26 protein-coding genes are annotated in these 25,909 nt (G+C 67.3%); 15 read left to right on the top strand and 11 right to left on the bottom strand.

Annotated elements, in window-relative coordinates; genetic code table 11:
• Positions 1-154: 154 nt before the first annotated feature.
• Genes IBX22_RS16685 through IBX22_RS16675 form a run of 3 tightly spaced genes read right to left on the bottom strand, consistent with a single transcriptional unit; the run spans position 155 to position 4,180 of the window.
• Positions 155-1,798: a lipopolysaccharide assembly protein LapB gene (locus tag IBX22_RS16685; RefSeq protein ID WP_194816474.1), complete on the bottom strand. Its 1,644-nt coding sequence runs from the start codon at positions 1,796-1,798 to the stop codon at positions 155-157.
• A 31-nt stretch (positions 1,799-1,829) separates the two neighbouring features.
• On the bottom strand, positions 1,830-2,837 hold the full coding sequence (locus IBX22_RS16680; protein WP_194816473.1) for a hypothetical protein: 1,008 nt from the start codon (positions 2,835-2,837) through the stop codon (positions 1,830-1,832).
• Positions 2,837-4,180 carry a hypothetical protein gene (locus IBX22_RS16675; protein WP_194817741.1) on the bottom strand — a complete coding sequence of 448 codons (1,344 nt, stop codon included), beginning with the start codon at positions 4,178-4,180 and terminating at the stop codon, positions 2,837-2,839. Before IBX22_RS16675 ends, IBX22_RS16680 begins: the two co-directional genes overlap by 1 nt.
• A gap of 150 nt (positions 4,181-4,330) precedes the next feature.
• On the opposite strand from IBX22_RS16675, the gene IBX22_RS16670 reads away from it, so the two are divergent.
• The 3 genes from IBX22_RS16670 to IBX22_RS16660 all read left to right on the top strand — a co-directional run bounded on the left by IBX22_RS16670 (position 4,331) and on the right by IBX22_RS16660 (position 7,971).
• Positions 4,331-4,861 carry a lipoprotein LpqH gene (locus IBX22_RS16670; RefSeq protein ID WP_194816472.1) on the top strand — a complete coding sequence of 177 codons (531 nt, stop codon included), beginning with the start codon at positions 4,331-4,333 and terminating at the stop codon, positions 4,859-4,861.
• 73 nt (positions 4,862-4,934) lie between these two features.
• Positions 4,935-5,729, top strand: a complete 795-nt coding sequence (locus tag IBX22_RS16665) for a hypothetical protein (RefSeq protein WP_194816471.1) — start codon at positions 4,935-4,937, stop codon at positions 5,727-5,729.
• 190 nt (positions 5,730-5,919) lie between these two features.
• A complete protein-coding gene (locus tag IBX22_RS16660; RefSeq protein ID WP_194816470.1) occupies positions 5,920-7,971 on the top strand; it encodes a PhoX family phosphatase in 2,052 nt (683 codons plus the stop codon).
• Between the two features lies 1 nt (position 7,972).
• On the opposite strand, the gene IBX22_RS16655 is transcribed toward IBX22_RS16660, so the two are convergent.
• Genes IBX22_RS16655 through IBX22_RS16645 form a run of 3 tightly spaced genes read right to left on the bottom strand, consistent with a single transcriptional unit; the run spans position 7,973 to position 10,925 of the window.
• Complete coding sequence (locus tag IBX22_RS16655) at positions 7,973-8,677, bottom strand: glycoside hydrolase family 25 protein (protein ID WP_228538842.1); 705 nt, start codon at positions 8,675-8,677, stop codon at positions 7,973-7,975.
• A gap of 24 nt (positions 8,678-8,701) precedes the next feature.
• Positions 8,702-9,541 carry a G1 family glutamic endopeptidase gene (locus tag IBX22_RS16650; protein ID WP_194816469.1) on the bottom strand — a complete coding sequence of 280 codons (840 nt, stop codon included), beginning with the start codon at positions 9,539-9,541 and terminating at the stop codon, positions 8,702-8,704.
• A gap of 46 nt (positions 9,542-9,587) precedes the next feature.
• Positions 9,588-10,925, bottom strand: coding sequence for an amylo-alpha-1,6-glucosidase (locus IBX22_RS16645; RefSeq protein WP_194816468.1), 1,338 nt, complete (start codon positions 10,923-10,925; stop codon positions 9,588-9,590).
• 167 nt (positions 10,926-11,092) lie between these two features.
• Here IBX22_RS16645 and IBX22_RS16640 point away from each other — a divergent pair, with 167 nt between their 5' ends.
• From IBX22_RS16640 to IBX22_RS16630, 3 genes are all read left to right on the top strand, one after another.
• Positions 11,093-11,791, top strand: a complete 699-nt coding sequence (locus IBX22_RS16640; RefSeq protein WP_194816467.1) for an SDR family oxidoreductase — start codon at positions 11,093-11,095, stop codon at positions 11,789-11,791.
• 117 nt (positions 11,792-11,908) lie between these two features.
• Positions 11,909-12,685, top strand: coding sequence for a polysaccharide deacetylase family protein (locus IBX22_RS16635; protein WP_194817739.1), 777 nt, complete (start codon positions 11,909-11,911; stop codon positions 12,683-12,685).
• 125 nt (positions 12,686-12,810) lie between these two features.
• On the top strand, positions 12,811-13,410 hold the full coding sequence (locus IBX22_RS16630) for a Uma2 family endonuclease (protein WP_194816466.1): 600 nt from the start codon (positions 12,811-12,813) through the stop codon (positions 13,408-13,410).
• Positions 13,411-13,456: 46 nt separating this feature from the next.
• Here IBX22_RS16630 and leuS read toward each other — a convergent pair whose 3' ends face one another.
• Positions 13,457-16,285: a leucine--tRNA ligase gene (gene leuS / locus IBX22_RS16625; protein WP_194817738.1), complete on the bottom strand. Its 2,829-nt coding sequence runs from the start codon at positions 16,283-16,285 to the stop codon at positions 13,457-13,459.
• 83 nt (positions 16,286-16,368) lie between these two features.
• On the opposite strand from leuS, the gene IBX22_RS16620 reads away from it, so the two are divergent.
• The 6 genes from IBX22_RS16620 to IBX22_RS16595 all read left to right on the top strand — a co-directional run bounded on the left by IBX22_RS16620 (position 16,369) and on the right by IBX22_RS16595 (position 20,266).
• Positions 16,369-16,770 (top strand): SdpI family protein, encoded by a 402-nt coding sequence (locus IBX22_RS16620; RefSeq protein ID WP_194816465.1) that lies wholly within the window; start codon positions 16,369-16,371, stop codon positions 16,768-16,770.
• An 88-nt stretch (positions 16,771-16,858) separates the two neighbouring features.
• Positions 16,859-17,392 (top strand): hypothetical protein, encoded by a 534-nt coding sequence (locus tag IBX22_RS16615; RefSeq protein ID WP_194816464.1) that lies wholly within the window; start codon positions 16,859-16,861, stop codon positions 17,390-17,392.
• Between the two features lie 116 nt (positions 17,393-17,508).
• Positions 17,509-17,799: a hypothetical protein gene (locus tag IBX22_RS16610; protein ID WP_194816463.1), complete on the top strand. Its 291-nt coding sequence runs from the start codon at positions 17,509-17,511 to the stop codon at positions 17,797-17,799.
• 57 nt (positions 17,800-17,856) lie between these two features.
• On the top strand, positions 17,857-18,381 hold the full coding sequence (locus tag IBX22_RS16605; RefSeq protein ID WP_194816462.1) for an EXLDI protein: 525 nt from the start codon (positions 17,857-17,859) through the stop codon (positions 18,379-18,381).
• Positions 18,382-18,488: 107 nt separating this feature from the next.
• Complete coding sequence (locus IBX22_RS16600; protein ID WP_194816461.1) at positions 18,489-19,463, top strand: ATP-binding cassette domain-containing protein; 975 nt, start codon at positions 18,489-18,491, stop codon at positions 19,461-19,463.
• Positions 19,460-20,266 carry an ABC transporter permease gene (locus IBX22_RS16595; RefSeq protein ID WP_194816460.1) on the top strand — a complete coding sequence of 269 codons (807 nt, stop codon included), beginning with the start codon at positions 19,460-19,462 and terminating at the stop codon, positions 20,264-20,266. The genes IBX22_RS16600 and IBX22_RS16595 overlap by 4 nt, the downstream gene beginning before the upstream one ends.
• Here IBX22_RS16595 and IBX22_RS16590 read toward each other — a convergent pair.
• A complete protein-coding gene (locus IBX22_RS16590; RefSeq protein WP_194816459.1) occupies positions 20,263-20,904 on the bottom strand; it encodes a YqgE/AlgH family protein in 642 nt (213 codons plus the stop codon). The genes IBX22_RS16595 and IBX22_RS16590 overlap by 4 nt on opposite strands.
• Before the next feature lie 78 nt (positions 20,905-20,982).
• On the opposite strand from IBX22_RS16590, the gene IBX22_RS16585 reads away from it, so the two are divergent.
• On the top strand, positions 20,983-21,744 hold the full coding sequence (locus IBX22_RS16585; RefSeq protein ID WP_194816458.1) for a 1-acyl-sn-glycerol-3-phosphate acyltransferase: 762 nt from the start codon (positions 20,983-20,985) through the stop codon (positions 21,742-21,744).
• On the opposite strand, the gene IBX22_RS16580 is transcribed toward IBX22_RS16585, so the two are convergent.
• A complete protein-coding gene (locus IBX22_RS16580; protein ID WP_194816457.1) occupies positions 21,738-22,049 on the bottom strand; it encodes a GNAT family N-acetyltransferase in 312 nt (103 codons plus the stop codon). The two genes, IBX22_RS16585 and IBX22_RS16580, sit on opposite strands and share 7 nt — an antisense overlap.
• 171 nt (positions 22,050-22,220) lie before the next feature.
• Between IBX22_RS16580 and IBX22_RS16575 the strand changes: the two genes are divergently transcribed.
• Together IBX22_RS16575 and IBX22_RS16570 are read left to right on the top strand one after the other, a co-directional pair.
• Positions 22,221-23,816, top strand: coding sequence for an alpha/beta hydrolase (locus IBX22_RS16575; protein ID WP_228538841.1), 1,596 nt, complete (start codon positions 22,221-22,223; stop codon positions 23,814-23,816).
• 81 nt (positions 23,817-23,897) lie between these two features.
• Positions 23,898-25,025, top strand: coding sequence for a glycerate kinase (locus tag IBX22_RS16570; RefSeq protein ID WP_194816456.1), 1,128 nt, complete (start codon positions 23,898-23,900; stop codon positions 25,023-25,025).
• On the opposite strand, the gene IBX22_RS16565 is transcribed toward IBX22_RS16570, so the two are convergent.
• Positions 25,022-25,396 (bottom strand): VOC family protein, encoded by a 375-nt coding sequence (locus tag IBX22_RS16565; protein WP_194816455.1) that lies wholly within the window; start codon positions 25,394-25,396, stop codon positions 25,022-25,024. The genes IBX22_RS16570 and IBX22_RS16565 overlap by 4 nt on opposite strands.
• A gap of 68 nt (positions 25,397-25,464) precedes the next feature.
• Positions 25,465-25,821, bottom strand: coding sequence for a helix-turn-helix domain-containing protein (locus IBX22_RS16560; RefSeq protein WP_194816454.1), 357 nt, complete (start codon positions 25,819-25,821; stop codon positions 25,465-25,467).
• Positions 25,822-25,909: the final 88 nt, after the last annotated feature.

Genomic DNA, 25,909 nt, shown 5'->3' with positions numbered 1-25,909 from the left:
GCCACCTGTCGGCCAGATCCGCACAGCCTGGCTGAAGCACCAGCCGCTCGTGACCGAGCTGTCTGATCAGCGCTGACTGCCACGCTTCGGACCTGTTGGCGTTCGTCCCGACTGACCGGAGTGAATCGCCACGACGTGAATACCAGTAGGTGGATCATGCCGATACCCTCCGGCGGTCGCGAACCGGTCGGCCGTAACGCTGTTCAGCGGCCGTGATGTAGGCGGCGAGCGCGACGTGTCCGTCCGGCTCGATGACGAGGCGCGGCGGTAGGGAAACCGGAAGTCCCTCGCCCGCAGCGACATCGGCCAGAGCCGAGGCCAGACGCAAGGTCGCCGCCGGAGGACCCGGGGCACCTGCTGGTAAAGCACCGGCTTGGACGGAGGGGGTGCCGGACGTGGTTGCCGTCCGGGATCCGGCCGAGAGCGTGCCCGGATGGCCGGGATCGGTATCGATCGGTGTGGTGCTTTCCGGTGTGGGGTCGCCAGGGTCGAGGAATTCGATCGGAAACTGCCTGGTAGTGGCGGAATCAGTCCTTTTGGTTTGCAAAGTGGCCCCGGCGCATTGGGTCTCGATGAGGTCGGCGAGAAGCTGTCCGTCACCACTGAGATAGGCGAACCGGAAGGCCAATCGCAGTGCGGGGTCGGCGATTTGGGTGTTCCACTGCTGGCGCTGGGTACCGTTCGGGAAGGTGTGCCGGACGGCGTCGATGGCGAGAGCCGAGGTGATGGCGAGGTCGGTGGCGACCGCCAGTGCCGGGGCAGGGTCCGCGACGTCGTCGATGATCGACTCCAGCAGCAGTGCGTGCCAGTAATCGATTTGGGCGCAGTGCAATCCGAGACCGCGCTCGGCGTAGGCGGCGTAAGCGGCGGCCAGGAGTGCTTCGCCCTCGTCGATCCGGGCGTTGGCGTAGGCGACAGTGGCCAGGCGGACCTGGACGTCGGCCGCGTCCAGGACGGCGCCGGAGTCGCGGAAATACTCGAAGGCGCGGCCGTAGAGGTCATCCGCTTGCGCCAGATCGTCACGGCTTTCGGCGAGGAAGCCGAGGGTTTTGAGGCCGATCCCGGCACGGTGGCCCAGCCCGGCCTGCTCGAAATAATCCTGGCTGGCCCGCAACAACGGTTCGGCCTCGTCATGCTGATTCAAGCGAATATGCATGGTGGCGAGGTTCTGCCGGGTCTCAGCGACGGCGTTGATGTCGCCCGCGGATTCGAAGGCGGCTAGGGCCTGCTGGGTGAAGTCGAGGGCCAGATCGCGGCGGCCGGTTTCGAAGTAGGCGCCCGCCAGGCTCATCAGTGGATGACCGGCCAAATGCGGGGCGTAACGGACGGCGGCGTCCAGGGATTCGGTAGCGATCTCGATGGTGCGGGTCCATTGGCCGCGGTGGAAGGCGACGGCACCGAGGGACAGCAGGCACGCGACGCGCAGCATGCCGAGTTCCTCGCCGCTGTCGGCGAGCAATCCCCGGGCCTGCTCCAGCGCGGCCTGCGCCTCGTCCAGCTCGCCGAGGTGTTGCAGCGCCTGCGAGACATTTACCAGTGCGCTGCAACGCTTTTCGATCGCGCCATCGGGGACCTCGGCCAGCGCTTCGCGAAACCATGTCAGCGCGGTGGCATGGTCGCCGAGTTCGTCGGCCATGCTTGCGGCGTTGATCAGCGCGCTGACCCGCAGCGCGCCGGTGGTGGTCTGCACCGCTTCGGAGAAGATCCGCAGCGCCTCAGCAACTTCCCCGCGCTGGTAGGCCTCGGCCCCGGCGAGCAACACTTCGCGTCCGTCGTCTGGAGGGGTTCCCTGATCCATCACAGCTCCGGTAAGGCTCTCGTGCGGTCCATCAGAAGTCCGAATCTTCAGCCGCGGCGGCGATCTCGGCTCGCAGGGGCGCGTCGAACGCGTCGGTGACCGGTCCGGCAGCGCGGCGCAAACGGGTCGTCGCGAATTCCCGTATCCGCCTGCGGGTTTCCGGCCCGCCACGGTCTTCGTACTCCGGCACCCCGATCCCGGGCACATAGACCTCCACCGTCACCGCGTCCTCACCGGCGACGGCCGTCTGCCCGACCCAGCTGTCCCCGGCCAGTTCGAGTTCGATCTCGGCGGCCTCGGCGATCCGCGCCCGGGGCCGCAGATGCCCCGGGACCGGCCCGGTGAGCTGGGGTGCGGCCACCACGCTGACCCGGGCGATGGTGAGCCCGGCGTCGCGAGCCAGCTCCCAGGACACCGCCTGTTCGGAGGCGTCGAGCAGCCCTGGCGGGCAGCCCCGCCAGTCCCAGCCGCCGACACCGCGATCCAGGGTCAGCACGTTCGACCGCGCGTCACCGCCCGCTGCGAGAGCGTAATCCGACTGGCGCACAGCGATATTCGACGACATCGGCGGAATGAACGGCACTCCCGCGTCGGCTCCGTCGACGATCATCTCGCACTGCTCGGTCAGCTCGGCGATCTCCTCCTCGAGCACCCCCGGATCGAGGGCGGCGATGCCATCGAGAGTGGAGGCGGGCCACCAACGGGCCGCCCAGTGCGCGAAGCCGAGCCGCCAGGCATGCGTGATCAGGCGTGGAAGTTCCGGACGGGCCGGGAAAGTGGGCCGCCCGCCCGGGTAGTCGGCGACGGCCAGCGCGACAGGTTCGCCGTAGACGGCCCAGATCCACTCTTGAGCGGCATCGAGATCATCGATCACCGCGGCGGGGATCGCCTGTCCGGACAGCACACTCCAGGTCAGGTGACCGCCGAGGACTTCGAGCACCATCACGTCGTTGTCCGGCGCACCGTCGAGCACGGTGGGCGCTCCCGGCGGCACGATGCCCAGCAGGTCACCGGAACGGAACAGCGAGACCTCGGTCATCAGCTCACCCTCGATTCGAGCGAATCGACCTCGGCGGCAAAGGAACTGGCGCTGAGCGCCTTCTTCACCCGGGCGCGGTGGTCCAGGATGACCGAGCGCGCCACTCCGTCGAGCAGATCCCACAGCTCATCCGGATCGAACACCGGGAACTCGCGGACATCCCGGCCGTGCAGTCGCACCCATAGTCGGCGCAGGTATGGCTGCCACGGTGTGCGCAGCTCGGCGGCGATGGCGTCCAGCGGATTCGACGACGACAATTCCGCCGCGGGATCGACAACGAGCCGGCGGGCTTGCAGTACATAGGATTCGCGCCGCCAGCGCCCGTTGATCAAACGCAGTGGTGTCGATTCCTCCACATCGGTCCCCAGCTGCCGCAGCCGATTCCCGGCGGGCGCATTGATCGGCGAAAACCCCACCGCCAGCGTGGCTCCCGCCGCCGCGGCGACTCGCAGCGACTCGTCCAGCAAGGCCCATGGTGCACAACTGCGCGTGACTTCGGAGGTGACCAGCTCCGGGATCTCGGGCAGCTCGGCCCGTTCGGTAGAGGCCTGTAAAACGGTGAAGACCCGCTCGTAGATGGTCCGGTCCAACGGCAGCCCGAGGGCGGATGTCGAAGCCGAGGAACCGATCTCGGGCGCCTGGGGCAGCGATTGCGTCGTGAGTCCGAACCGGTGAGCACGAGTTGCGGTGTGCCACAGTGTGATTCCGGAATGCGCCCCCGCATGCGCCGCGATCAGGCTGTCGAACAGATACTGCCCCTTGCCATTGCCGGTCCCGACCCGCGCACCCGCGGCTTCTTCCAGCAGCGCGTCGAGAGAACGCGCATGGTCCACAGCCGGGGCCGCACCGGACGGTCTGCGCCGCCAAGCGACATCGACGAGCTGAGCGAGATCGGCGGCCCGCCCGGCATCGCCGAGGTGCGCCTTCAAGGCCTGCGTGGTCCGCCCGGCGGTGAACTCATGGATCTCCCGCAACGCCGCCTCGGCAATACCCCGGTCCCGCAACGGATTCGGGAGCCCGGAGGTGGTCGCCAGCTCGAAACACCGCTGGAAGTACAGATCTTGGGGATGCCCCTCGGTGATCCGCAGCGCCCGTCGCACCTGCTTGAGCACCGTGAACCAGGCCGCGGTCGCCCGCAGCACGTCCGCGCTCGCGTGCACCCGGGTCGCGAGCAGTGTCGCGCCGTCCGCGGTGACCAGCGGCCCCGCGCAACTCGGATTCTGCACCGGCCGGATCACCAGCGGGTCCAGCAGCAGCTTCACCGTGCGCCGCAACGGCCCACCCTGGGGCCCGCTGAGCGCTTCGACACCGTCGAGCTCGCGCCACACCTCATCCAGCACCATGGCGCGCGGTCGTCGCATTCGACCAGGTTAACGGAGTTTTCCGGATTCCGGACGGCGCAAACCTGGGATCGGTAGGGCGCGAATCGTTTCTACCTTTCTTTCAACGGCACCGACAAGGGCCGGACCACACGAAACACAAAGGAAGAAACCATGAACATCAAGACCGCCGCCGCTGTCATCGCCGCCACCTCCGCCCTCGCCCTGGGCCTCACCGCCTGTGGCGACGACGCGAAGAGCAGCAACCCCGCCCCCGCCGACAAGCCCGCCACCTCCGCGGCCCCGGCCCCCGCTCCGGCGGGCAAGTCCGCCGCCTCGGTCGACGGCAAGGCGCTCACGGCCAGCTTCGACACCACCTGCGCCAAGCAGGGCGGCATCCTCGCCCTCGCGCTGACCGATAACAACAACGCCGCCCACGGCCAGCTCACCGTCAGCGCCACCATCAGCGGTGACACCGTGCAGGCCGTCGGTATCGCGGGCAGCAAGGGCGGCTCGAACGGCCTGCCCTACGCGGTCGGCTACGGCAACGGCCAGCCCGGCGGCTCGGCCAAGCTCGTCAAGGACGGCAACACCTACAAGGTGACCGGCGAGGGCGTCGGGGTCCCGGATATGACCAACCCGATGGCCGGTGCGCCCGCCGCGAAGTTCGACATCACCTTCGCGTGCTCGACCATCGTCGGCTGATCACCCAACCATCCGAATCCCGCGCTCCCGCAACCGATGCGGGAGCGCGGGGCAACACCTCCAGGAGACCACCATGCGCACCAAAGCCCGCACCGCCGCCCTCGTCTTCGGCGCCTTCGCCATCGGCTACTACCTGTTCCACGGCCTGATGGCCGACACCTCCGACCCGTTCGCCATGCCCTGGGTCGGGCCGCAGATGGCACTGCCGATCATCGCGCTGACCATCGTCCCCATCGTGTTCGCCTTCACCGGCGAGGGCATCTTGCAGGCCTTCACCGGCAACAACAGCTCCGAATTCCGCCACGGCCTGCTCGGCATCGGCACCGTGAAGTCGTTCCACCACACCGGCGTCACCGTCAACGATCAGCCACAGGTGCGGGTCGACTTCAGCGTGGAAGGCGTGGACGGCAAGGTCTTCGACGCCACCGCACGCATGATCGTGCCGCTCACCGAGCTGGCCCTGCTCCGCCCGGGCGTGGTGCTGCCGGTGCGGTATCTGCCGGAGCGCCCCGGCAAGGTCGAGGTCGACATGTCCGGTGACGCCACCGAGGCACAGCGGGCGATGAACCAGTCCATGATCCGCAAGGGCTTCACCACCCCGGCCAAGCTGGATATCGCCGCCCGCGGTGTGCAGGCGCAGGCGGTCGTGCAGTCGCTGTCGGTGCCGGGGGAGATTCGCGACGGGCACTCGCGCATCGAGCTCGGGCTGGTCGTGACCCGCCCCGACGGCAGCACCTTCGGCACGCAGGCGGAGAAGTTCCTGCCGCCCGCCATGGTCGGCGGCGTGCAGGTCGGCCGGATCGTGCAGGTGCACTACCTGCCCGGGAACGAGAAGGAGGTCGTCCTGTCGCTGCCGGTCAACGCGTGAAGCCCCCGCGAAATCCGCTCCGAAGTCCCATAATCCCGGTGTTCGCCAGTACAGCTGGCCCGCACCGGGATTCGTCATTTCCGCAGCAAACTGAGGGTTACCTAATTGGTCGGCCGTTCACCTTCGCGTTTCCTTGGGCTGGTTTCCGCGGTTTAGCGTGCGCCTCGACAGCCCGAGTTCAGGAGTTACCGTGAAACCGCTAGCCCTCTTCGTCAAGCACGACGGCCAGTCGTCGCGTGCCGCCGTGACCTGTGAATACAAGTGTGGCAATGCCTGCTTCCACGAGGTGCCCAACACCTCCGGGGGCGAGTACTTCGGTGACCTCGTCGCCTCGCTGAACCGCCGCGGCCTGATCAAGGGTGGCGCGGCCGCCGTGCTCGCGGTCGGCGCCGGCAGCGCCCTGGCCGCCTGTGGCGCCGACACGCCCACCGACGCGCCGACCCCGGTGGCCAAGGCCGCGGGTACGCCCGGCACCGGCACCGCCTTCACCGCCGTCGCCCCGAACAAGGAAGACGCGGTCGTCATCCCCGAGGGCTACGAGCAGGGTGTCGTAATCCGCTGGGGCGACCCGATTTTCGCCGACGCGCCCGCGTTCGACTTCGACAAGCAGTCCGCCGCGGCGCAGGCCAAGCAGTTCGGCTACAACAGCGACTTCGCGGCCCTGATGCCCATCGAGGGCCAGGCCAACTCCTATCTGTTGGTCGTCAATCACGAGTACACCACCGGCCCGCACATGTTCCGCGGCTACAACAAGGACGCCCCGACCCCCGAGCAGATCGCCATCACCATGGCGGCGCACGGTCTGTCGGTCGTCGAGGTCAAGGGCGAATCCGGCACCGGCAAGCTGACTCCGGTGTTCGGCAAGTACAACCGCCGCATCACCGCGACCAGCGAGTTCAAGCTGACCGGCCCGGCCGCGGGCAGCGCGTTCGTCACCACCTCCGCCGATCCGACCGGTACCAAGATCCTGGGCACCTTCGCCAACTGCGCGGGCGGCGTGACCCCTTGGGGCACCGTGCTTTCCGGTGAAGAGAACTTCAACGGCTACTTCGCCAACGGCGACAAGATCGGCAATACCCGCACCAAGCGCTACGGTTTCGCCGCGGGCAAGACCGCCAACGGCTGGGAGACCGCCGACAAGCGCTTCGACCTGGAGAAGGAACCGTTCGAGGCGAACCGGTTCGGCTACGTCGTCGAGGTCGACCCGTGGGACCCGAACTCGGTGCCGCTCAAGCATTCCGCGATGGGCCGCCTCAAGCACGAGGGCGCCAACATCTACGTCACCGCGAACGGTGACGTCGTCGCCTACACCGGCGACGACGAAAAGTTCGACTACATGTACAAATTCGTCTCCAAGCGCAAGATGCAGTCCGGCACCAGCGCGTCCAGCCGGCGCGAGAACATGAAGATCCTGTCCGAGGGCACGCTCTACGTCGCGAAGCTGACCGGCGACCACGCCGACAAAATCGACGGCACCGGCGCCAAGCCGTCGGACCAGGGTTTCACCGGTAAGGGCCAGTGGATTCCGCTGCTGGAGTCGACCGGCGACGGCACGGGCAAGTCGCTGGTCGAGGGCATGTCGGCGGCCGAGGTCGCGGTGTTCACCCGCCTGGCCGCGGACAAGGTCGGCGCCACCAAGATGGATCGCCCCGAGGATTTCGAGGCCAATCCCTACACCGGCAAGGTGTATGTCGCGCTGACCAACAACGACAACCGCGGCGCCGAGGGCAAAGCCGGTGTGGACGAGGCGAATCCGCGCAAGCTGAACAAGAACGGCCAGATCCTCGAGATCGACGACAAGCACACCGGCACCGAGTTCACCTGGTCGCTGCTGCTGGTCTGCGGTGACCCGGCCGCCGCCGACACCTACTACGCCGGTTTCGACAAGACCAAGGTCAGCCCGATCTCCTGCCCGGACAACCTGGCCTTCGACCCGTACGGCAACCTGTGGATCTCCACCGACGGCAACGCCCTCAAGTCCAACGACGGCCTGTTCTCGGTGGTGCTCGACGGCCCGAATCGTGGTGAGACCAAACAGTTCCTGACAGTGCCGCGCGGCGGCGAGACCTGCGGCCCGATCGTCACCGAGCAGCGGGTCATGGTGTGCGTGCAGCATCCGGGCGAGGCCGACGACGCCACCCCGGAGAACCCGCTGTCGCACTGGCCCGATGGTGGCGCCGCCCAGCCGCGTTCGTCCGTGGTCGCGGTGTGGAAGAAGGGCGGCGCCCGCATCGGCGTCTGATTCACATATTGGCGAAGCGCGCGAAATCGCCTTGGGCCCCGCTGTATACGTTGAGATCGACCTGGGCGGGAATGCCCGGGATGGTGCCGCTGTCGGTGGTCTGCCAGAACGTCCAGGCAGGCCACCCGCCGGGCACCTCGGGTTCGGAGTTGCCGCGGTAGTCGGCGATCCACAGCGGGTACCGGGTGAACTGATTCGTGTTGGCCATGGCCGTTTTCCAGAAGTTCGGATAGGTGTAGATGATCGGCACCCGTCCGGTCATGGCCTGCACCGTGTTCAGATAGCGCTGCGTCCAATCGATCAGCTGGTCCGGGGCCAGGCCGCCGCTGTCCTCGAGGTCGAGCACGGGCGGCAGGTCCAGCGGCCCGTTCTGGCCCAGCACCACGGTCGAATACAGCACGGCCTGCGCTTCCGGCGGCAGCTGGGGGCGCGCGTAATGGTAAGTGCCCCGGGCGACTCCGGCCATCCGCATGATCACGCTGTCGGGGACGAAATGCGGATTCATGTAGTGCAGGCCCTCGGTCGCCTTGACCATGGCGAACTCATAGCCCGCGTGCCGGACCGCGAACCAGTCGATCAACATCTTGTTGGGATGCTGCCAAGACGACACATCCGGTCCCTGCGGCGCAGCGGCGGCCGGAGCCGCGGTGAGGATGCCCGCCAACGCGATCAGTAACACCATCCACCTGGAGCGCCTGGTATCCATGACGCTCCACGATAGCTATCTGCTCTAACTACCGTTCGGGCGGGTGTCGCTCACCACACCTTCCGGCTGCGTGATCGTGAACGATTCGCCTTCCAACGGGCCCGGCGCGATCGGGGTGCAGGGGCTGATGCTCCAGGAGCGAACCTCGTAGTCGCCGAACGGCTTTCCATCGGCGGTGACCTCGGTGAACTCGACGGGCGTGAAATCCGGCGAGTTGCAGGGGATCGTCTCGCCGACCGCGAGCGCGAGTTGCGGGGTGATGCCCGCCAGCTCCATGGTGTCCTCTTTGGACCAGCCGGCGGTGGTGTTCTCCAGAACCAGGCGGTAGCTGTCGGCGCCGTCCCAGGTGACGGTGGCCCGCATGACATCACCCGGTGCGACCCCCGGATCGGTCCAGGCCTCGGGCGACTTCTGATTCCGCAGCGAGGGCGCCTCGAAGAAGCCCCCGTATTCGACGACGCCCAGCACACAGGCGGCGGAGGTGCCGGTCTGGATCAACGTCATGTCACGACCTTCGCCGCCCACCAGGCCGACCCAGTAACTCATGTGCGGGACGAACTGGGTGACAACCAGGCCCAGCGGGTTGGCCAGCATGCCCGGTGTCTGGATCAGGGCGGAACCAGTGCCGATCATGTTTTCCAGCCCGCCGGTGAGGCTGGCGAACGCGTTGCACGAGATGGCCGGCTGGGTCCAGCGGGCGGTGACGGATTTGATCGGCGCCTCGTCGGCCGGTTGGGCCGAATAGCCGCTGTAAACCTGGGCGGCCTGGGGTTTCGCGGTCGCGGAGGGTATTTGCAGCAGCCCGAAGCCGAGCACTGCCGCCAGGGGCACGGACAGGATGAATCTTTTCGACCGCTTGTCCATAGCGGGAGTGTATGACCGGAATATCCGACCGCCGTGGAACTCCGGGTTACCCCAGCCAGTCCAGCACCGACGCCGCGGTCCACGACTGCTGCATGCTGCCCAGCGGTTCGCCGGTGAACGGCTCGTAGTACTCGGCGAAGCTGCCGTCGCTGGCCTGGCGCAAGCCCTCGGCGCGCAGCATGAACGCCCGTTCCGCCCAGCCGCGGCGGGCGAACGCCCAGGAGAACAGCCAGCTCATCACCGGCCACACCGGTCCGCGCCAGTATTCGCGTGGCCGGAAATCCTTCGACACCGGCGAGGTCGACGGGGGCAGCGCGTAGCGGAGGTCCGGGTGGCCGCAGTAGCTCGGGCCCTCGAACAGGCGCAGCAGGCTGCGTTCGGCGTCGCGGGGGAGACCGCCGCTGATCAGCGGCGCGAACACGGCCAGGGTCTCGGTGACGATCGGGCGCTGCAACCGCACATCGAAGTCACGGGCCATGCCGGTGCGAGCATCGGTGGTCTCGACGACGCCCGCGCGGAACCGTTCGGCCCAGGTATGCAGGTCGCGCACGTCGGCGAGAGGCTGCTTGTACTCCTCGCCGATATGGGCCAGCACCTCACAGGCCAGCGCGAAGATCGCTGTGACGAACACGTCCTCCACCGCGAAGCTCATGGTCGAGGTGAGCTGGTAGTCGTCGTAGCCGGCCCGGCGCATCTGCTCGACCAGCCACAGGTAGCGGTCGTATTCGCGGTCACTGGGGCGCTGAGTGGGGTCCGGGACGATCGCGGTGTCGGCGCGCTGATATGGCGGCAGCACACCCGGAATCACGTTCTCGTAGGCCCGATCCCAGCGCGGGGAGTTGTCCATCCCGGACTCCCAGCCGTGATACAGCGTGATCCGGCCGGTCTCCTTCGGGTCCCGGGCATGGGCGAGCCAGCGATGCCAGCGCACCAGATCCGGCCAGCGCCGGTTCAGGAATTCCTCGGCGACCGCGCGGGTGCTGCGGCCGTGCCGGCGCGAATGATCGAGGATGCGCTGCACCGCGATGGCGTGCACCGGCGGCTGCGTGATGCCGGAGGTGTCCGGGCCGTCGGGCGCGTTCGCCGCGAGTTTGCGGCACTCCCAGCGGGCCGGGCCGGGAAAGTAGCCGTCGACGCCGTTGGCGAAGACGATGTGCGGGATCATCCCGTTCTTCCACTGCGCCGAGAGCAGGGTGTCGAGCTCGATGACGGCGCGTTCCACACTGAGCGGCGCGAGACCGACCGCGACGAAGGCGGCGTCCCAGCTCCACATGTGCGGGTAGAGGCGGGGCGCGGCGCTGGTCATGGTGCCCAGGTCGTTGCCCCGCAGCAGGTAGGCGGCGCGGGCCGCGAGCTGGGTGGGAGTGAAACCCGGATGAGCCATCCCCCTATTCTGCGGTGCCACGCGCAGATATGCCCGGCCGGAGTTGTCCTGCGGCCCCCGGCTGACCGGCAAATGTGCGGCTGATCTCACATGCGTGCATCGACGGTCCGGTCCCGGGCGCTACGGGTTACCACCCGGTTTGTGCAGAGCTACTACGGTGGGGCCCCATGACCACCGCCGTGACCAGCCTCCCGAAGCCGACCGCACTGATCACCGGCGCCAGCCGCGGGCTCGGCGCCGCCATCGCCAGAGAACTCGCACCGGCCTATGAGCTGCTGCTCGGCGCCCGGACCGCCGATTCCTTGCAGCCGATCCTGGCCGAATTGCCGGACGCCACCGGCTGGCCCGTGTCGCTGACCGACTATCCCGCTGTGGCCGAAGCGGTTTCGCGGATCGAGCGTCTTGATGTGCTTGTTCACAACGCCGGTGTCGCCGATATCGGCACGATCGCCGAGTCATCGGTGGAGCAGTGGCGGAATACGTTGGAAGCCAATGTGATTGCGGTCGCCGAGCTGACCCGGCTGCTGCTGCCCGCGCTGCGCCGGGCGAACGGCCATGTGGTGCTGATCAATTCGGGTGCCGGTTTGCGCGCCAACGCGGGCTGGGCGTCGTACGCGGCGAGCAAGTTCGGGCTCAAGGCCTTCGGCGACGCGCTGCGTCTAGAGGAGCCGCAGCTGCGAGTGACCTCGATCCACCCGGGCCGCATCGACACCGATATGCAGCGCGCGATCATCGCGGGCGAGGGCCGCGAGTACCAGCCCGAGGAATTCCTCACCCCGCAGACGGTGGCGTGGACGGTGCGCAACGCCCTCGACACCCCGCGCGACGCGCACCCCACCGAGATCGTGCTGCGCCCCTATAGCTGACCGGATTTCGGCGTGGATACAGCCGCGCGACACCTTTGCTGGTTAAAGTGCCGTCGGTCGAAGTAAGCCGACTACAGCCGAGGTTGTGGAACCGTGGACAGACGACAGTTGCTGACAATGCTCGCCGCCGGCACGGCGGTGGCGCTGACCGCCTGCACCAAGGCCGAGGGTGAGCCTTTGGAGGCCAGGTCGGTCGCCGACGTGCCGAAGCTGCCGAACCCGCTGCCGCCCACGCCCCGGCTCCCGCCGCCACCCGGCGGCCCGAAGACCCCGATCCCGGCGCAGACCATCACCGCCCTGCCCGGACCGGGTTCCAGCCTGGCCCTCACCGTGGACGACGGCGCCAGTCCCGAGGTGGTCGGCGCCTACATCCAGTTCGCCAAGGACACCGGCGCCCGCTTCACCTTCTTCGTTACCGCGCACTACGACTCGTGGTCGATCCACCGAGCTGCCTTGCGCCCCTTGGTGGATTCCGGCCAGATCCAGCTGGCCAACCACACCTGGAGCCACGCCGACCTCACGGCCATCTCCGGCTCGACCGTCGCTTACCAGCTGGAGACCGCGAAAACCTACCTGCACAACAACTTCGGCACCGACGGCACGCCGTACTACCGCCCCCCGTTCGGCCGCCACAACGGCACCGTCGACCGCATCGCCGCCGACCTCGGCTACACCGTCCCCACCATGTGGTACGGCTCCCTGTCCGACTCGGGCGTCATCACCGAGGACTACCTGATCGAATGCGCCCATAAATACTTCAACCCGCAAACCATCATCATCGGCCACGCCAACGCCCCCGCCGTCACCCACTGCTACGGCCAGCTCGTCGACATCATCAAGGAACGCAACCTGTCGATGGTCACCCTGAACGACGTGCTGCTCCCGCCGAATTAGCGCCACCTACAGCACTGAGGCCGTCGTGCGGCAGCTTCAGTCCGAGCTCGCCGCAGCGGATGCGCAGCGGCGGCGGCATGAACTCCTGGATAGCCTGGTCTGGGTGCGCCTGCAATGATGGCGGCATGAGCGCTCCTGACGAGCAACCCGAACTGCGTTTGACAGCCGAGGAGTTCGCCGAAGGGCGTGCGGACGGCCTCGGTGACATCGAGATCGTCGATGGGCGCGTCGTGCGGATGATGGCTCAGAGTCCCCTGCACAGCCGAGTGGTGCGACGGATGGCGGGATTGCTGGAGGCGGCCCGACGCCCCGGCGGGCCGTGCTTGGTGGTGGACTCCGATGTAGCCGCTCGGTTCGCTGACGCGGATTCGGCCGCCGCGGACCGAAAGTTGAACATCCGCTATCCCGACATCTGGATCCGCGACTGCGAGCCATACGACCTGAACTCGGTGCGCGACCACATCCTCCTGGTCGTCGAAGTGACCTCCGAATCGACCATTGATGTCGACATCACCGATAAGCGAATCCAATATGCGACGGCTGGCATTCCGTGCTATCTCATCGTCCGGCTGGACCAAAAGGAACAGCGGATCGAGGAGATCGAGGAGTACCGACTCGATTGGTCCGGCCGTCGCTACCGGGCACACGACGTCCACCGCCGCGTTCTGCTACTGGATGAGCCCCTCGAAGCGACGATCCCCTTCGAGGTACTGGAACAAGCGTAGCGGGGCGGTACCGGCGCTTCCGAGCAGGAAGCGCCGGTGATAACCGCTACGCCACGATATTGATCAGGCGCCCGGGGACGACGATCAGCTTGCGCGGGGCGGCGCCGTTGAGCAGGGCCGCGATTTTCTCGTCGGCCAGGGCGGCCGCCTCGATGGTCGCGTTGTCGGCGTCGGCGGGGACCTGGATGCGGCTGCGGACCTTGCCGTTGACCTGGATCGGGTACTCCACCGTCTCGTCGACCAGCATGGCCGGGTCGGCGACCGGGAAGGGGCCGTGCGCCAGCGACTCCGGGTGGCCCAGGCGCTCCCACAGTTCCTCGGCGATGTGCGGGGACAGCGGGGCCAGCATCAGGATCAGGGATTCCACCACGTGGCGGGGTGCGCCCTGGGGATAATTCTTGGTGAGGTGGTTGGTCAGCTCGATCAGCTTGGCGCCCGCGGTGTTGTCGCGCAGCGCCGCGTAATCCTCGTCCACACCGGCGATCGTCTTGTGCAGCAGGCGCGCGGTCTCGTTCGACGGATCGTCCTCGGTGACGCGGATCGCGCCGGTCTCCTCGTCCACCACCAGTCGCCAGACGCGCTGCAGGAAGCGGTGCGCGCCGACGACGTCCTTGGTGGCCCAGGGGCGTGAGGTGTCCAGCGGGCCCATCGACATCTCGTAGAAGCGGAAGGTGTCGGCGCCGTACAGATCGCACATCTCGTCGGGGGAGATGGCGTTCTTCAGCGACTTGCCGATCTTGCCGTACTCCTGGAACACCTCGTTGTCGTTCCAGAAGAACTTGCCGTCGCGCTCGGTCACTTCGGCGGCGGGCACGTAGGCGCCGCGGGCGTCGGTGTAGGCGAAGGCCTGGATGTAGCCCTGGTTGAACAGGCGCCGGTACGGCTCGCGGCCGCTGACGTCACCCAGGTCGAACAGCACTTTCTGCCAGAACCGCGCGTACAGCAGGTGCAGCACCGCGTGCTCGACGCCGCCGACGTACAGGTCGACACCACCCGGGTCGTTCGGGCCGTGCTCGGCCGGGCGCGGGCCCACCCAGTACGACTCGTTCTCCTTGGCGCAGAACGCTTCCGAGTTGGTCGGGTCGGTGTAGCGCAGCTGGTACCAGGAGCTGCCCGCCCAGTTCGGCATGACATTGGTGTCGCGCCGGTACATCTTCGGGCCGTCGCCCAGATCCAGTTCGACGTTGACCCAGTCGGTGGCCTTGGCCAGCGGCGGGGACGGCTCGGAGTTCGCGTCGTCGGCGTCGAAGGTGACCGGTGCGAAATCCTCCATCTCCGGAAGTTCCACCGGCAGCATGGATTCCGGCAGCGCGTGCGCGGCGCCGGTCTCGTCGTAGACGATCGGGAACGGCTCGCCCCAGTAGCGCTGCCGGGCGAACAGCCAGTCGCGCAGCTTGTACTGCACGGTGCCCTGGCCGTGGCCGTCGGCTTCCAGCCGGGCGATGATCGTCGCCTTGGCTTCCTCGACCGAAAGTCCGTCCAGGTAGCTGGAATTCACCAGCTTGCCGTCGCCGGAGTACGCCGCCTCGTGCACGTCGCCGCCGGCGATGACCTCCACGATCGGCAGGCCGAAGGCGGTCGCGAAATCCCAGTCGCGGTGGTCGTGCCCGGGCACCGCCATGATGGCGCCGGTGCCGTAGCCGCTGAGCACGTAGTCGGCGATGAACACCGGCACTTGCGCGCCGTTGGCGGGATTCACCGCGTACGCGCCCAGGAAGACGCCGGTCTTATCCTTGTTCTCCTGGCGCTCCAGATCCGACTTGGCCGCGATCGACTTGCGGTAGGCCGCAACGGCTTCCGCGGGGGTTGTGCTCGCGTTGGTCCAGCGCGGGTCGGTGCCCTCGGGGTAGGCGGCGGTGACCAGCCGGTCGACCAGTTCGTGCTCGGGCGCCAGCACCATGTAGGTGGCGCCGAACAGGGTGTCGGGGCGAGTCGTGAACACCTCGATCGGACCGGCCGCCGAATCGAACTTCACCTGCGCGCCGCGCGAACGCCCGATCCAGTTGCGCTGCATGGACTTCACGTTGTCCGGCCAGTCCAGCAGGTCCAGGTCGTCGACCAGGCGGTCGGAGTAGGCGGTGATCCGCATCATCCACTGCCACAGGCGCTTACGGAACACCGGGAAGTTGCCGCGCTCGCTGCGGCCGTCGGCGGTGACCTCTTCATTGGACAGCACCGTGCCCAGGCCCGGGCACCAGTTCACGACCGAATCGGTTTGGTAGACCAGGCGATAGGAGTCGATCAGCGCGGAACGCTCGGCCGGGGACATGCTCGCCCAGGCCTGGCCTTCCGGGGCGGGCCGTGCGCCACTGACGAATTGGGCTTCCAGCTCCGCGATCGGGCGGGCCCGGTCGGCTTCCTGGTCGTACCAGGCGTTGTAGATGCGCAGGAAGATCCACTGCGTCCACTTGTAGTACTCGGGGTCGGTGGTCGCGAACGAGCGCCGGCGGTCGTGGCCCAGGCCCAGCCGGTCCAGCTGCCGCTGCATGGTGGAGATGTTGGACATGGTGGTGTCGCGCGGATGCGCGCCGGTCTGCACCGCGTACTGCTCGGCGGGCAGGCCGAACGCGTCGTAACCCAGCGCGTGCAGCACGTTGCGGCCCTGCATGCGGTGGTAGCGCGCGAACACGTCGGTGGCGATGTAGCCGAGCGGATGCCCGACGTGCAGGCCCGCGCCCGACGGGTACGGGAACATGTCCTGGACGAACAGCTTGTCGGCGGGCGTTTCGCCGGACAGCGGCCCGGTCGGGTTGGGCGCGTGGAAGGTGCCGCGCTCCACCCAGTTCTGCTGCCACCGGCGTTCGATGCGGCCCGCGAGATCGGCGCTGTACCGCTGCTCGGGTACATCGCTGTCGTTGACACGGTTGTCCTGCATGTCCTGCATGCCCATCAGGGTAGAGCCTGCGGCGCGCAGGACCGAAAAACAGGTCCGGCGACGACGTGCGATACCCTGGCCGGGTGTTCGTCGTAGCTCTCGCCCTGTTCGTGCTGGCCCTCGTCGCCATCGCAACCGGCGTGCTCGGACTGACCGGCCGGCTGCCCCGCAACCGCTTCGTCGGCGTGCACACCGAGTCCGCCCTCAGCACCGATGAGACCTTCCGCATCGCGAACCGCGTTGCCGCGCCCACCTCGGTGGCGGCCGGTGCGCTGTTGTTCGCCGGTGGTCTGATCGCGTCCCAGGCCGGTGTCGTGGTCGGTCTGATCGTCGCCCTGGTCAGCGCGGCCGTCGCCCTGTTCACCCTCGGTGGCGGCGCCATCGCCGCCGACAAGGCGATCGCGAGCCTGGTTCCGGTGCAGTCCGGCTGTGGTTCGTCGTGCGGTTCGTGCTCGCTGCGCGATACCTGCGCACCGTCGAACTGACAAGATTTTCTTCAGCGGCCGATAGGCCTGCCTGCCTACCTTCACCTCACAGCCTCCGTTCGGAGGCCGGGTAGCAAGGAGGTGGCCAATGCGCGCAGTCAGAGGTTTGGCCGGTGTAGCGCTGACGCTCATTGCGGTGCTCGCAGCGTTCGTGGCGATTATCTCGTTCCTGATTGTCTTCGTGGCTCTCATTACCTGGGAGCCTGGAACCGCACTGACCTATCTGGTATTCGGTCTGATGTGCGCAGCTGTCGTGGTGCTGATGCGGGTCCTCGCCGAGGCCATCGGCCGCACCGGGCCACCGTCGTATCACCGCCCGCCGTATCACCGCCCGCCGCCTCGCCGTGGTCGCAGCCGACGGTCGCGCGGACGGTCCGGTGGCTACGGATATCACCGTGGCTACGGATATCACGGGGGCGGCGGATATTCGGACCCGTGGAGCGCAGGCGGTTACGGCGGTGAGTCCTACTACTACGGCGGCGACAGCGGGTGCGGCGGCGGCTCGAGCTACGGCGGCGGCAGCTCGAGTAGTAGCTACAGCGATAGTTCCAGCAGCAGTTCTAGTTCCAGCTCCAGCTCCAGCAGCTGTGGTGGCGGCAGCTCCAGTTCGAGCAGTGACTGAGCGCCGGATGAAGTTTTAGCAACAATGACCAAAAGGTAGTGCATGCGCGGGGGGCCGTCCCGTAGCGTGGCGGCAACGGCCTTCTGGGGGAGGCCCTTTCTCTCGGGGAGGAAATAATGACGTTCTCGATCTTCGGAGTTCTCTTCGGCTTCGCCTCGTTCTTCGCCTTCGTCGGCGGGCACCCGATCAGCGGACTGATCTGCCTGATCGTGGCCATCCTGCTGTTCTCCGCCGCCGCGCGCGCCGGTAGCCGCCGCCAGCGCTCGGGTTCCTGGGGCGCGGCAAGCGGTAGCAGCGGCGGCTTCTTCTTCTCCGATTCCGGCGGTGGCGGAAGCAGCTGCGGCGGCGGTGGAAGCAGCTGTGGTGGTGGCGGCGGAGGCTGTGGCGGTGGTGGTGGAGGCTGCTGATGGCCTCGTCTCGGCTAGCGCTTGCATGTACGTATACATCTACGTATAGTAGTTCTCATGCCCAACAAGACTATCTACGTTTCCGACGATGACCTGCCGCTGTTCGCACGGGCGCAGGAATTGGTCGGTGGCAATCTGTCGGGCGCAGTGACCACGGCGCTGCGCCGGTTCATCGAACTCGAAGAGGGCCGGCAAGAGGGCTACGAGGAAGTAGTGCTCGAGGTCGGCCACGGCGGGGTCCGGCAGGTCCGGTTCTCCGGCGCGCTGCTCGGGGAAACGCGGGACTGGGTCGAGAACCTGCAGAGTCATTATCGGGTGTATCGCAGCCGCAAGGGCAAATTCGTGATGCACGCGCACATCGCTGACTGGTCCGAGTATCCGGCGGGCGGCGAATCCGGCAACTGGATCAAGGACCTCACCAACTGGCGCCGCACGCTCGGCGTCGGCGATCCGGACTGGGGCGACTTCAAACTGGTGATCGTCGATTCGATCGAAGAGTTGAAGGAGTACCTCCCGGACAAGCTGTACAGCCGGGTGGTCGACATCGCGGAACGCCCGCCGATCGAGGAACTCGACATCTAAGGCTCCGGCCACCGAAAACGAAAACACCGCACCGCTGGACGGGAGCGGTGCGGCTAAAGCATGCGCGCATTCGCATGTACTAATGAATAATTCGGAAAGGAACACCCATGACGAACGGTCATCGCTTGCCTGCGATTTCCGCGCAGGGCCTGCGAAAGTCCTACGGCGACAAGGTGGTTCTCGACGGGATCGACATCGTCGTCCCCGAGGGCACCATCTACTCGCTGCTCGGCCCGAACGGCGCCGGCAAGACCACCACCGTGCAGATCCTGAGCACTCTGATCGCCCGCGACGCCGGCGAGGTCCGGGTCGCCGGGCACGACCTGGACCACGAAGACCACGCGATCCGCGAGGCGATCGGCGTCACCGGCCAGTTCGCGGCCGTCGACGAATTGCTCACCGGACGGCAGAACCTGATGCTGATGGGAGATCTGCACCATCTGCCGCGCAAGGAAACTCGCAAACTGGCCGCCGAGTTGCTGGAACGGTTCGACCTGGTCGAAGCGGCCGACAAGCCCGCGTCCACCTACTCGGGCGGTATGACCCGGCGCCTCGATCTGGCCATGACCCTGGTCGGCGACCCGCGCATCATCTTCCTCGACGAACCGACCACCGGCCTGGACCCGCGGAGTCGCCGGTCCATGTGGGAGATCATCCGCGGTCTCGTCGACGACTACAGCGTGACGGTCTTCCTCACCACCCAGTACCTGGAGGAGGCCGATCAGCTGGCCGACCGCATCGCGGTCCTAGACCACGGGCACATCGTCGCGGAAGGCACTGCGGCAGAACTGAAGCGGCTCGTGCCCGGCGGCCATGTCCGCCTCGAGTTCGCCGACCGGAACGCACTGGCCGCGGCCGCCGCGGCTCTCGGTACCAGCGCCCCGGATCTCGACGACGACACCGAGGACTTCATCCTGGCCGTGCCCAGCGACGGTGGCGTGAAATCGCTGCGCGCCGTACTGGATCGCCTCGACTATGAGCAGATCGAGGTCGAGGGCCTGGCCGTGCAGACGCCCACCCTCGACGACGTATTCCTCACTCTCACCGGACATTCCACTGTTGAAAAGGAGACTGTGCGATGACCACGATCACCGCGCCGGTCGCGCGCCGGAGCACCGCACGGTCCACGGCGTTCGCCGATTCGATGACCATGCTGCGCCGGAATCTGATGCACGCCAAGGCCTATCCGTCGATGACGTTCGCCGTCATCTTCATGCCGATCGTGCTGCTGCTGGTGTTCAACTTCGTCATGGGCGGGGCGCTGGAGGTCGGTACCGGCGGCGGCAACTACATCGACTACCTGACGCCCGGCATGCTGCTCCTGCTGCCGGCCTACCTGACCGCCTCGGTCGCGGTATCGGTGAACACCGATACCACCAAGGGCATCGTGAATCGGTTCCGCACCATGGCGATTTCACCGTCGTCGGTGCTGACCGGGCATGTGATGGGCACGATCATCCAGTCGATCCTCGGCCTCGGGGCCATGCTCGGCGTGGCCTTCATCGCCGGATTCCGCCCCGACGCGAACCCGGTGGAGTGGGTGGCCGCGGTGGGCCTGATCGGCCTGATCGTGTTCGCGCTCAGCTGGCTGTCGGTCGCGCTCGGCCTGCTCGCGCCGAATCCCGAAGGCGCCAGCAATATGCCGTTCCCGATCATCATGCTGCCTTTCATCGGTAGCGGCCTGGTGCCCACCGACACGATGCCGGTCGGCCTGCGGCAGTTCGCCGAGTACCAGCCGTTCACCCCGTTCACCGAGACGGTCCGCGGTCTACTGATGGGCAGCGAGATCGGCAGCAGCGGCATCATCTCGATCGTCTGGTGCGTGGTGATCGCCGCCGTCGGCTACTTCTGGTCGAAGTCGGTGTTCCGCAAGCAGGGTCGCTAATTACGTTCCAGCTCGATCGGATGCGTCGCCAGCAGCGCCAAGGGCAGCGGCTGGCGACGCAGCACGTGTGCCCACAGGTCGGGGCGGCCGGTGCTGATCGGATCAGAAGGCAAGGCGGATAACACGATCCAATCGTTGTTCTGTAGCTCGCCCTCCAGCTGCCCGAAAGTCCAGCCCGCGTAGCCCGCGAAAATCCGTACGCCTTCCAGCAGGGGCGCGACGAGACGCGGATCGGAATCGAGATCGACGAGCACCACCCGCCCGTCGACGCGGCGTAAGCCCGCCACCCCCGCGATGGACGCCCCGACTCTGAGCGTGCCGAGACATAGTGCGGCATCGCGTTTCACCGGCCCGCCGATGAACAGGTTGTGCGGTGCGGCGGTGGTGGCGGCCCAATGTGGCAGGACATCACGCACCGCGGTCTCGCTCGGCCGATTCAGCACCACACCCAGACTGCCGCCGTCGTTGTGCTCGATGATGTACACGACGGTGCGCCGGAAGGTGGGCTCGACCAGGTCGGTCGCGGACACCAACAGGGTGCCCGCCCGTACCAATTGCTCGCTGTGCCGGAAATCGCGCCGGCGGCGGTCACCGCCGCCGTGCGTTCTCCGCTCGTCCGGATCGTCTCCGCGTGCCACCCGCACATTCTCGCAGCTGTCACCCCGATCCGCACTGGTCTGGAGCCCCGGCGTTTCGGTCGCCAGTAGAGTCGCCCTATGGAACCGCCTGAGGTCATTCTGGAAAATAGCGATGCTGTTTATGACTTCTATCTGCACCATCGGCAGAATCGGCTGAAAGCCATGGCGGCGTACGCCCTACTCGGCCGGCGCTATCACCCGCGGATCAGTTATGCGCCGCACGCCCGTGACCAGGTGCGGGCGCTGGTGAAATCGGGCCGCCCGATGCTGATCGCGATCAACCATCTCTCGCAGAACGATCCGTATACCGTGGCGGCCGCGGCGTGGCGTAGCGCGTTGCGTCCGATCATCGGCAGGGTGCGCGTGCTCGCCAAGGACGAACTCTTCCTCGAAGCCGAGCAGCGGCGCAAAGTCGACATGATGGGCGGAATTCCGGTATTCCGCGGCAAGGACCACGGTTTGCGCGCGGTCAACGCCGCCGGGCAGCAGATGATGGATATCTGCGCGCAACGGCTGGCGCGCGGCGAGCATCTGGCGATTTTCCCCGAGGGCACCTGCAACGAGGTCGACCCGGCGCAGGTGCAGGCGGTCGGAAGCGGGGTGGGGCACATCGCGTTCCGGTCGCACAAGCTCGGCGCGGCACCGGTGTTGATCAGTCTCGGGCTCAGTTATGGGCCGCGCGTGGATCCGACGGTCGAGCCGACCAAGGAGGAGGCGAAGTCGGCCAGCTTCTATTTCGGCAACCCGATCTTCGACCTGCCCGCCAAACCTGCCGAAATCGCGCGGCGGGTCCGCACCGACCTGCAGCAAGCGCTCGACGGTGCGGTAGCGAATTACTGAGGCAGGCCCATGCGCGGCCGGGCCCACGCGGGCACGGAAGCGACATACTCGGGATGGGTTTCCACGTAGTTGCGCACCATCGGGCACATCGGCAGAATGCCGAAACCCTCTGCTCTGCTGGTGCGCAGCGCGACATCGACCAGTGACTTCGCGTAGCCGTGGCCCTCGTACTGCGGCTGGATTTCGGTGTTCACGAACGCGCGCTCGGAAGCGGTGTCCTGGTATTCGGCCCAGCCGGCGAGGGTGCCGTCGACGGAGATCTCGAAGCGTTCCAGGTGGGTGTTGTTGCGCACCTCTGTCGACATAGTTCGACGTTACTCTGGAGCGGCCCATTCGCGATGCTTCGCAACGCGTATTGGTGGCGTAGGTGTGAAATGATCCGCCCTGACTTGTCTACCGGCGCACCGGTGAGCAGAATGCTCTTGGTCGCGCCATTCGCTCAATCGGCAGCGGCCGTCCGGCGGAGGTACGAGATCATGCGGAATTCAGCGGTGCGGTTCACCCCGCGGGTAGTGGGCCTGATGGCCGCTGCCGGTCTGCTCGGTGCAGCGCTCGTCACCGTCCCCGCGCAAGCTGCCCCCGGCCTCGAATTCGGTGCCTGCCCAGCGGATTCGGTGACCGCCGATCGTGGCGTGCAGTGTGCCGTGATCAGCGTGCCGATGGATTACTCGAAGCCCGGCAGCCCGCGGATCGACCTGACCGTCAGCCGGATCGCGGCCACCGGCGCCCGCCGCGGCGTCATTTTCGCCAACCCGGGCGGTCCCGGCGCGGACGCCCTGGACTACTGGGGCAAACGTGTCACCACCCTGCCCGCCGCGCTGGCCACCGACTACGACCGGATCGCCGTGCAGCCGCGCGGATTGCGCTGGGCCACACCGCTGACCTGCCAGAGCGCGGGCGAAATCGCAGAGAGCGAACAGGTTTCGCTCAACAGTGGATCTCGGGACGAGGTCAAGAAGGCCTGCGATGCCGCGCAGCCCGGTTACCTCGACACCATCACCACCGAGAACACCGCCCGCGACCTCGAATCCGTGCGCGCCGCACTGGGAATCGAGAAGATCAACTATCTCGGCGTCTCCTACGGCACCTACCTCGGAGCGGTCTACGCCTCGCTGTTCCCGCAACGCGTGGATCGAATGATCCTGGACTCCAACGTGCATCCGGACTGGGTGTGGACCGAGGAATTCGCCCAGCAGCAGGTCGCGGGCAAGCAGCGCCTCGACGACCTGTTCACCTGGATCGCCGAGCACAACAGCGAATACCACCTGGGTGACACGCCTTTCCAGGTCTACGAGAACTGGGTGCGGCTGGTTTCCGCGCAGGGCGGCGGCTGGTACGCCAACCTCACCCCGCCGCCCGCCGGCGTCTCCGACCTCCCGCGTGAGCTGCCCGCGCCGCTCGCCGAAATCGCCCGCGACGGCGTCAATCTGACGATGGAGCAGGCGGGCAAGGTCCAAAACCTGGTCCGCACACTGCTTTCCGGCGGTGCGTCCGCGCAGACCCCGATGGTCGGCGCCACCGCCGTCGCCACCTACACCCGGACGTTCTGGCCCACCTTCGCCCGCGCCATGTCCGAGGCCAGCACCGACCCGGCCAACGTCGCCCGCCTGCTGGCGCTGGAAGGGATCACCGCCACCAATCCCACCGGACGCTTCGTTTTCGCGGCGATCACCTGCAACGAGAACGCGGTCCCCGGTAAACCCGAACTCCTCGCCGCCGCGGTCGGCACCATCGCCACCGGCGGCAACGCCATGGACGCGCGCGCCGATATGGTCCGTTCCGGCGCGGCCTGCGGGGCCTGGGAGCCGGTCGCGAAACCGGTGGCGCTGACCGGCGCCGACCTGCGCACCAAACCACTGCTGCTGCAGAGCCGCCACGATGCCCTGACCAAATACGAAGGCGGTCCCGCTCTGGCGCGGGCGCTGAACGGTGCGCTGGTCACCGTCGAAGGCGGCGACCACGGCACCTTCGGCCGGGGCAACACCGTCCTCGACGACGCGGTCATGACCTACCTGCGCACCGGTCAGGCCACCATCACCGCCGCTGACCAGGCCCCGCTGCCCAAACCCTGAGCTAGGGCCGCGCCGAAAGAAGTAGGTGTTTCTGGTCTCGGGGGTGGTCGGAATCCGGGGATCGGCCTACAGAATGTGGTTATGGCACGTGAGACCTCCCCTCGAGTTGTGGTGGCCCCGGACAAGTTCAAGGGCTCGCTGACTGCCCGCGAGGCAGCGGCGGCTCTCGCCGCGGGCATCGCACACGCCCGCCCGGACGCGGAGATCACCCAGTTGCTGGTCGCCGACGGCGGCGACGGCACCGTGGACGCGTTCGTCGCCGCCGGCTGGGAGCGGGTGGAGCTGACCGCGCCGGGCCCCACCGGCGACCCCGAACCCACGGCGTACGCGATGCGGGACGCGATCGCCGTGGTCGAACTGGCCGCCGTGGTCGGCTTGGTGAAACTCCCCGGGGATGATCCGGACCCGCTCGGCGCGAGCACCTACGGCCTGGGCGTCGTCATCGCGCACGCCCTCGCTCGCGGCGCGACCGAAGTGATCATCGGCCTCGGCGGCAGCGCCTCCACCGACGGCGGCGCGGGCATGCTGCAAGCCCTCGGCGCCCGCATCCTCGACGCCGAAGGGCGCGAATTAGCGCTCGGCGGCGCAGCTCTGGCCTACGCCACCGAATTCGATCGCTCCGGTCTCGATTCCCATATCGCCGCGGCGCGTTTCACGCTCGCCTGCGACGTCGACAACCCGCTGCTCGGCCCGACCGGCGCGACGGCCGTCTACGGCCCGCAGAAGGGCGCCACCGCCGGCGACCTGCCGATCCTCGAAGCGGCCCTGGCGAATTGGTCCCGCCTGGTCGGCCCCGACTTCGCCGATCTCCCCGGCGCCGGCGCTGCCGGCGGCACCGGATTCGGCGCTCTGGCAGTGCTCGGCGCGCAGGTGCACAGCGGCATCGAGGTCATCCTCGACCTCCTCGATTTCCGCACCCTGGTCGGCGACGCCACCCTCGTCATCACCGGTGAAGGCTCACTCGACTCCCAGAGCTTGCACGGCAAAGCTCCGATCGGTGTCTGCTCGGTAGCCCAGGCCGCCGGCGTCCCGGCTGTCGCCGCCGTCGGCCGTACCACTCTCGCCGCCGACGAAATCCGCTCCGCCGGCTTCGCAGCCTGCTACGCCCTCGCCGACCTCGAACCGGACCCGGCCCAGTCCATGTCCAACGCGGGCCCGCTGCTCCAGAAAGTCGGCGAGCAGATAGCCACCGAGCACCTCCCGGCTTAAGCCGGGATCGGCGACCGCAGCAAACAGAACTCGTTGCCTTCGGGGTCGGCCAGCACATGCCAGGACACATCACCCTGGCCGATATCGACCTGCCGAGCCCCGAGTCCGAGCAGCCGCTTCAGCTCCGTCTCCTGATCGACCCCGGTGGGGCTCACATCCCAGTGCAGCCGCGACTTCTCCCGCCTCGGCTCCATACCTGGACTGAGAATGATGGTCGGCTGCAACCCGCCGAACCCGGCGGCCGGCCCGATCTCGATGCCCCCCTCGTCATCCCGATCGAGCACGGTGTATCCGAGAACCTCGCACCAAAACCGCGCCAGCTCTTCAGCATCGGTGCAGTCCAGAACAAGTTCGCTCATACGACATCCCATCAACCGGTGGTACCACATTTCAGCCCTGTGGACACCTGGGTATCAATTCCCTGAGGGGACTTCGGATGTCAGCTCGCGGAGGCGAGCATGTTGCCGAGGAGTTCGCGGCGGTTCTTGTCGCCCCACATCTCGAGGGGGAGCAGGGCTACTCGCAGTGATTCGCCGAGTTCGGTGAGGGAATACTCCACGCGGGGTGGGACTTCGGCGAAGACTTCGCGGTGGAGGACGCCGCTGGCTTCGAGCTGGCGGAGGTTTTCGGCGAGGACCTTTTCGCTGACGCCTTCGAGGAGGCGGCGGATCTCACCGAAGCGCTGGGGACCCATGCCCAGGACCCACATCAGGTGCAGTTTCCATTTGCCGCCGACCACATCGATGGCGACTGTCATGCCGCACACGTCGTGATCCGCGTCACCGTTCGTCGTCATCGCGTCCTCCTGACCTGATTGCCTACCTCGAGGTTAGTAGCCCTACCTCGACGTGCGGTCTTGTCGACTCTACCTGCGCGGATAACCA

The organism is Nocardia sp. XZ_19_385 (assembly GCF_015355755.1).
Taxonomy (GTDB): domain Bacteria; phylum Actinomycetota; class Actinomycetes; order Mycobacteriales; family Mycobacteriaceae; genus Nocardia.
This window is presented reverse-complemented; position numbering and strand designations above follow the sequence as displayed.

Excerpts from the sequence above, each read along its gene's own strand:
- IBX22_RS16595 (WP_194816460.1), top strand. The coding sequence starts at position 19,460 with ATGACCACGATCACCGCGCCGGTCGCGCGCCGGAGCACCGCACGGTCC.
- IBX22_RS16650 (WP_194816469.1), bottom strand. The coding sequence starts at position 9,541 with ATGGACAAGCGGTCGAAAAGATTCATCCTGTCCGTGCCCCTGGCGGCA.
- IBX22_RS16610 (WP_194816463.1), top strand. The coding sequence starts at position 17,509 with ATGACGTTCTCGATCTTCGGAGTTCTCTTCGGCTTCGCCTCGTTCTTC.
- IBX22_RS16600 (WP_194816461.1), top strand. The coding sequence starts at position 18,489 with ATGACGAACGGTCATCGCTTGCCTGCGATTTCCGCGCAGGGCCTGCGA.
- IBX22_RS16575 (WP_228538841.1), top strand. The coding sequence starts at position 22,221 with ATGCGGAATTCAGCGGTGCGGTTCACCCCGCGGGTAGTGGGCCTGATG.
- IBX22_RS16565 (WP_194816455.1), bottom strand. The coding sequence starts at position 25,396 with ATGGGATGTCGTATGAGCGAACTTGTTCTGGACTGCACCGATGCTGAA.
- IBX22_RS16605 (WP_194816462.1), top strand. The coding sequence starts at position 17,857 with ATGCCCAACAAGACTATCTACGTTTCCGACGATGACCTGCCGCTGTTC.
- IBX22_RS16685 (WP_194816474.1), bottom strand. The coding sequence starts at position 1,798 with ATGGATCAGGGAACCCCTCCAGACGACGGACGCGAAGTGTTGCTCGCC.
- IBX22_RS16675 (WP_194817741.1), bottom strand. The coding sequence starts at position 4,180 with ATGGTGCTGGATGAGGTGTGGCGCGAGCTCGACGGTGTCGAAGCGCTC.
- IBX22_RS16585 (WP_194816458.1), top strand. The coding sequence starts at position 20,983 with ATGGAACCGCCTGAGGTCATTCTGGAAAATAGCGATGCTGTTTATGAC.
- IBX22_RS16670 (WP_194816472.1), top strand. The coding sequence starts at position 4,331 with ATGAACATCAAGACCGCCGCCGCTGTCATCGCCGCCACCTCCGCCCTC.
- IBX22_RS16680 (WP_194816473.1), bottom strand. The coding sequence starts at position 2,837 with ATGACCGAGGTCTCGCTGTTCCGTTCCGGTGACCTGCTGGGCATCGTG.
- IBX22_RS16645 (WP_194816468.1), bottom strand. The coding sequence starts at position 10,925 with ATGGCTCATCCGGGTTTCACTCCCACCCAGCTCGCGGCCCGCGCCGCC.
- IBX22_RS16635 (WP_194817739.1), top strand. The coding sequence starts at position 11,909 with ATGCTCGCCGCCGGCACGGCGGTGGCGCTGACCGCCTGCACCAAGGCC.
- IBX22_RS16640 (WP_194816467.1), top strand. The coding sequence starts at position 11,093 with ATGACCACCGCCGTGACCAGCCTCCCGAAGCCGACCGCACTGATCACC.
- leuS (WP_194817738.1), bottom strand. The coding sequence starts at position 16,285 with ATGCAGGACAACCGTGTCAACGACAGCGATGTACCCGAGCAGCGGTAC.
- IBX22_RS16665 (WP_194816471.1), top strand. The coding sequence starts at position 4,935 with ATGCGCACCAAAGCCCGCACCGCCGCCCTCGTCTTCGGCGCCTTCGCC.
- IBX22_RS16580 (WP_194816457.1), bottom strand. The coding sequence starts at position 22,049 with ATGTCGACAGAGGTGCGCAACAACACCCACCTGGAACGCTTCGAGATC.
- IBX22_RS16615 (WP_194816464.1), top strand. The coding sequence starts at position 16,859 with ATGCGCGCAGTCAGAGGTTTGGCCGGTGTAGCGCTGACGCTCATTGCG.
- IBX22_RS16570 (WP_194816456.1), top strand. The coding sequence starts at position 23,898 with ATGGCACGTGAGACCTCCCCTCGAGTTGTGGTGGCCCCGGACAAGTTC.
- IBX22_RS16630 (WP_194816466.1), top strand. The coding sequence starts at position 12,811 with ATGAGCGCTCCTGACGAGCAACCCGAACTGCGTTTGACAGCCGAGGAG.
- IBX22_RS16560 (WP_194816454.1), bottom strand. The coding sequence starts at position 25,821 with ATGACGACGAACGGTGACGCGGATCACGACGTGTGCGGCATGACAGTC.
- IBX22_RS16655 (WP_228538842.1), bottom strand. The coding sequence starts at position 8,677 with ATGGATACCAGGCGCTCCAGGTGGATGGTGTTACTGATCGCGTTGGCG.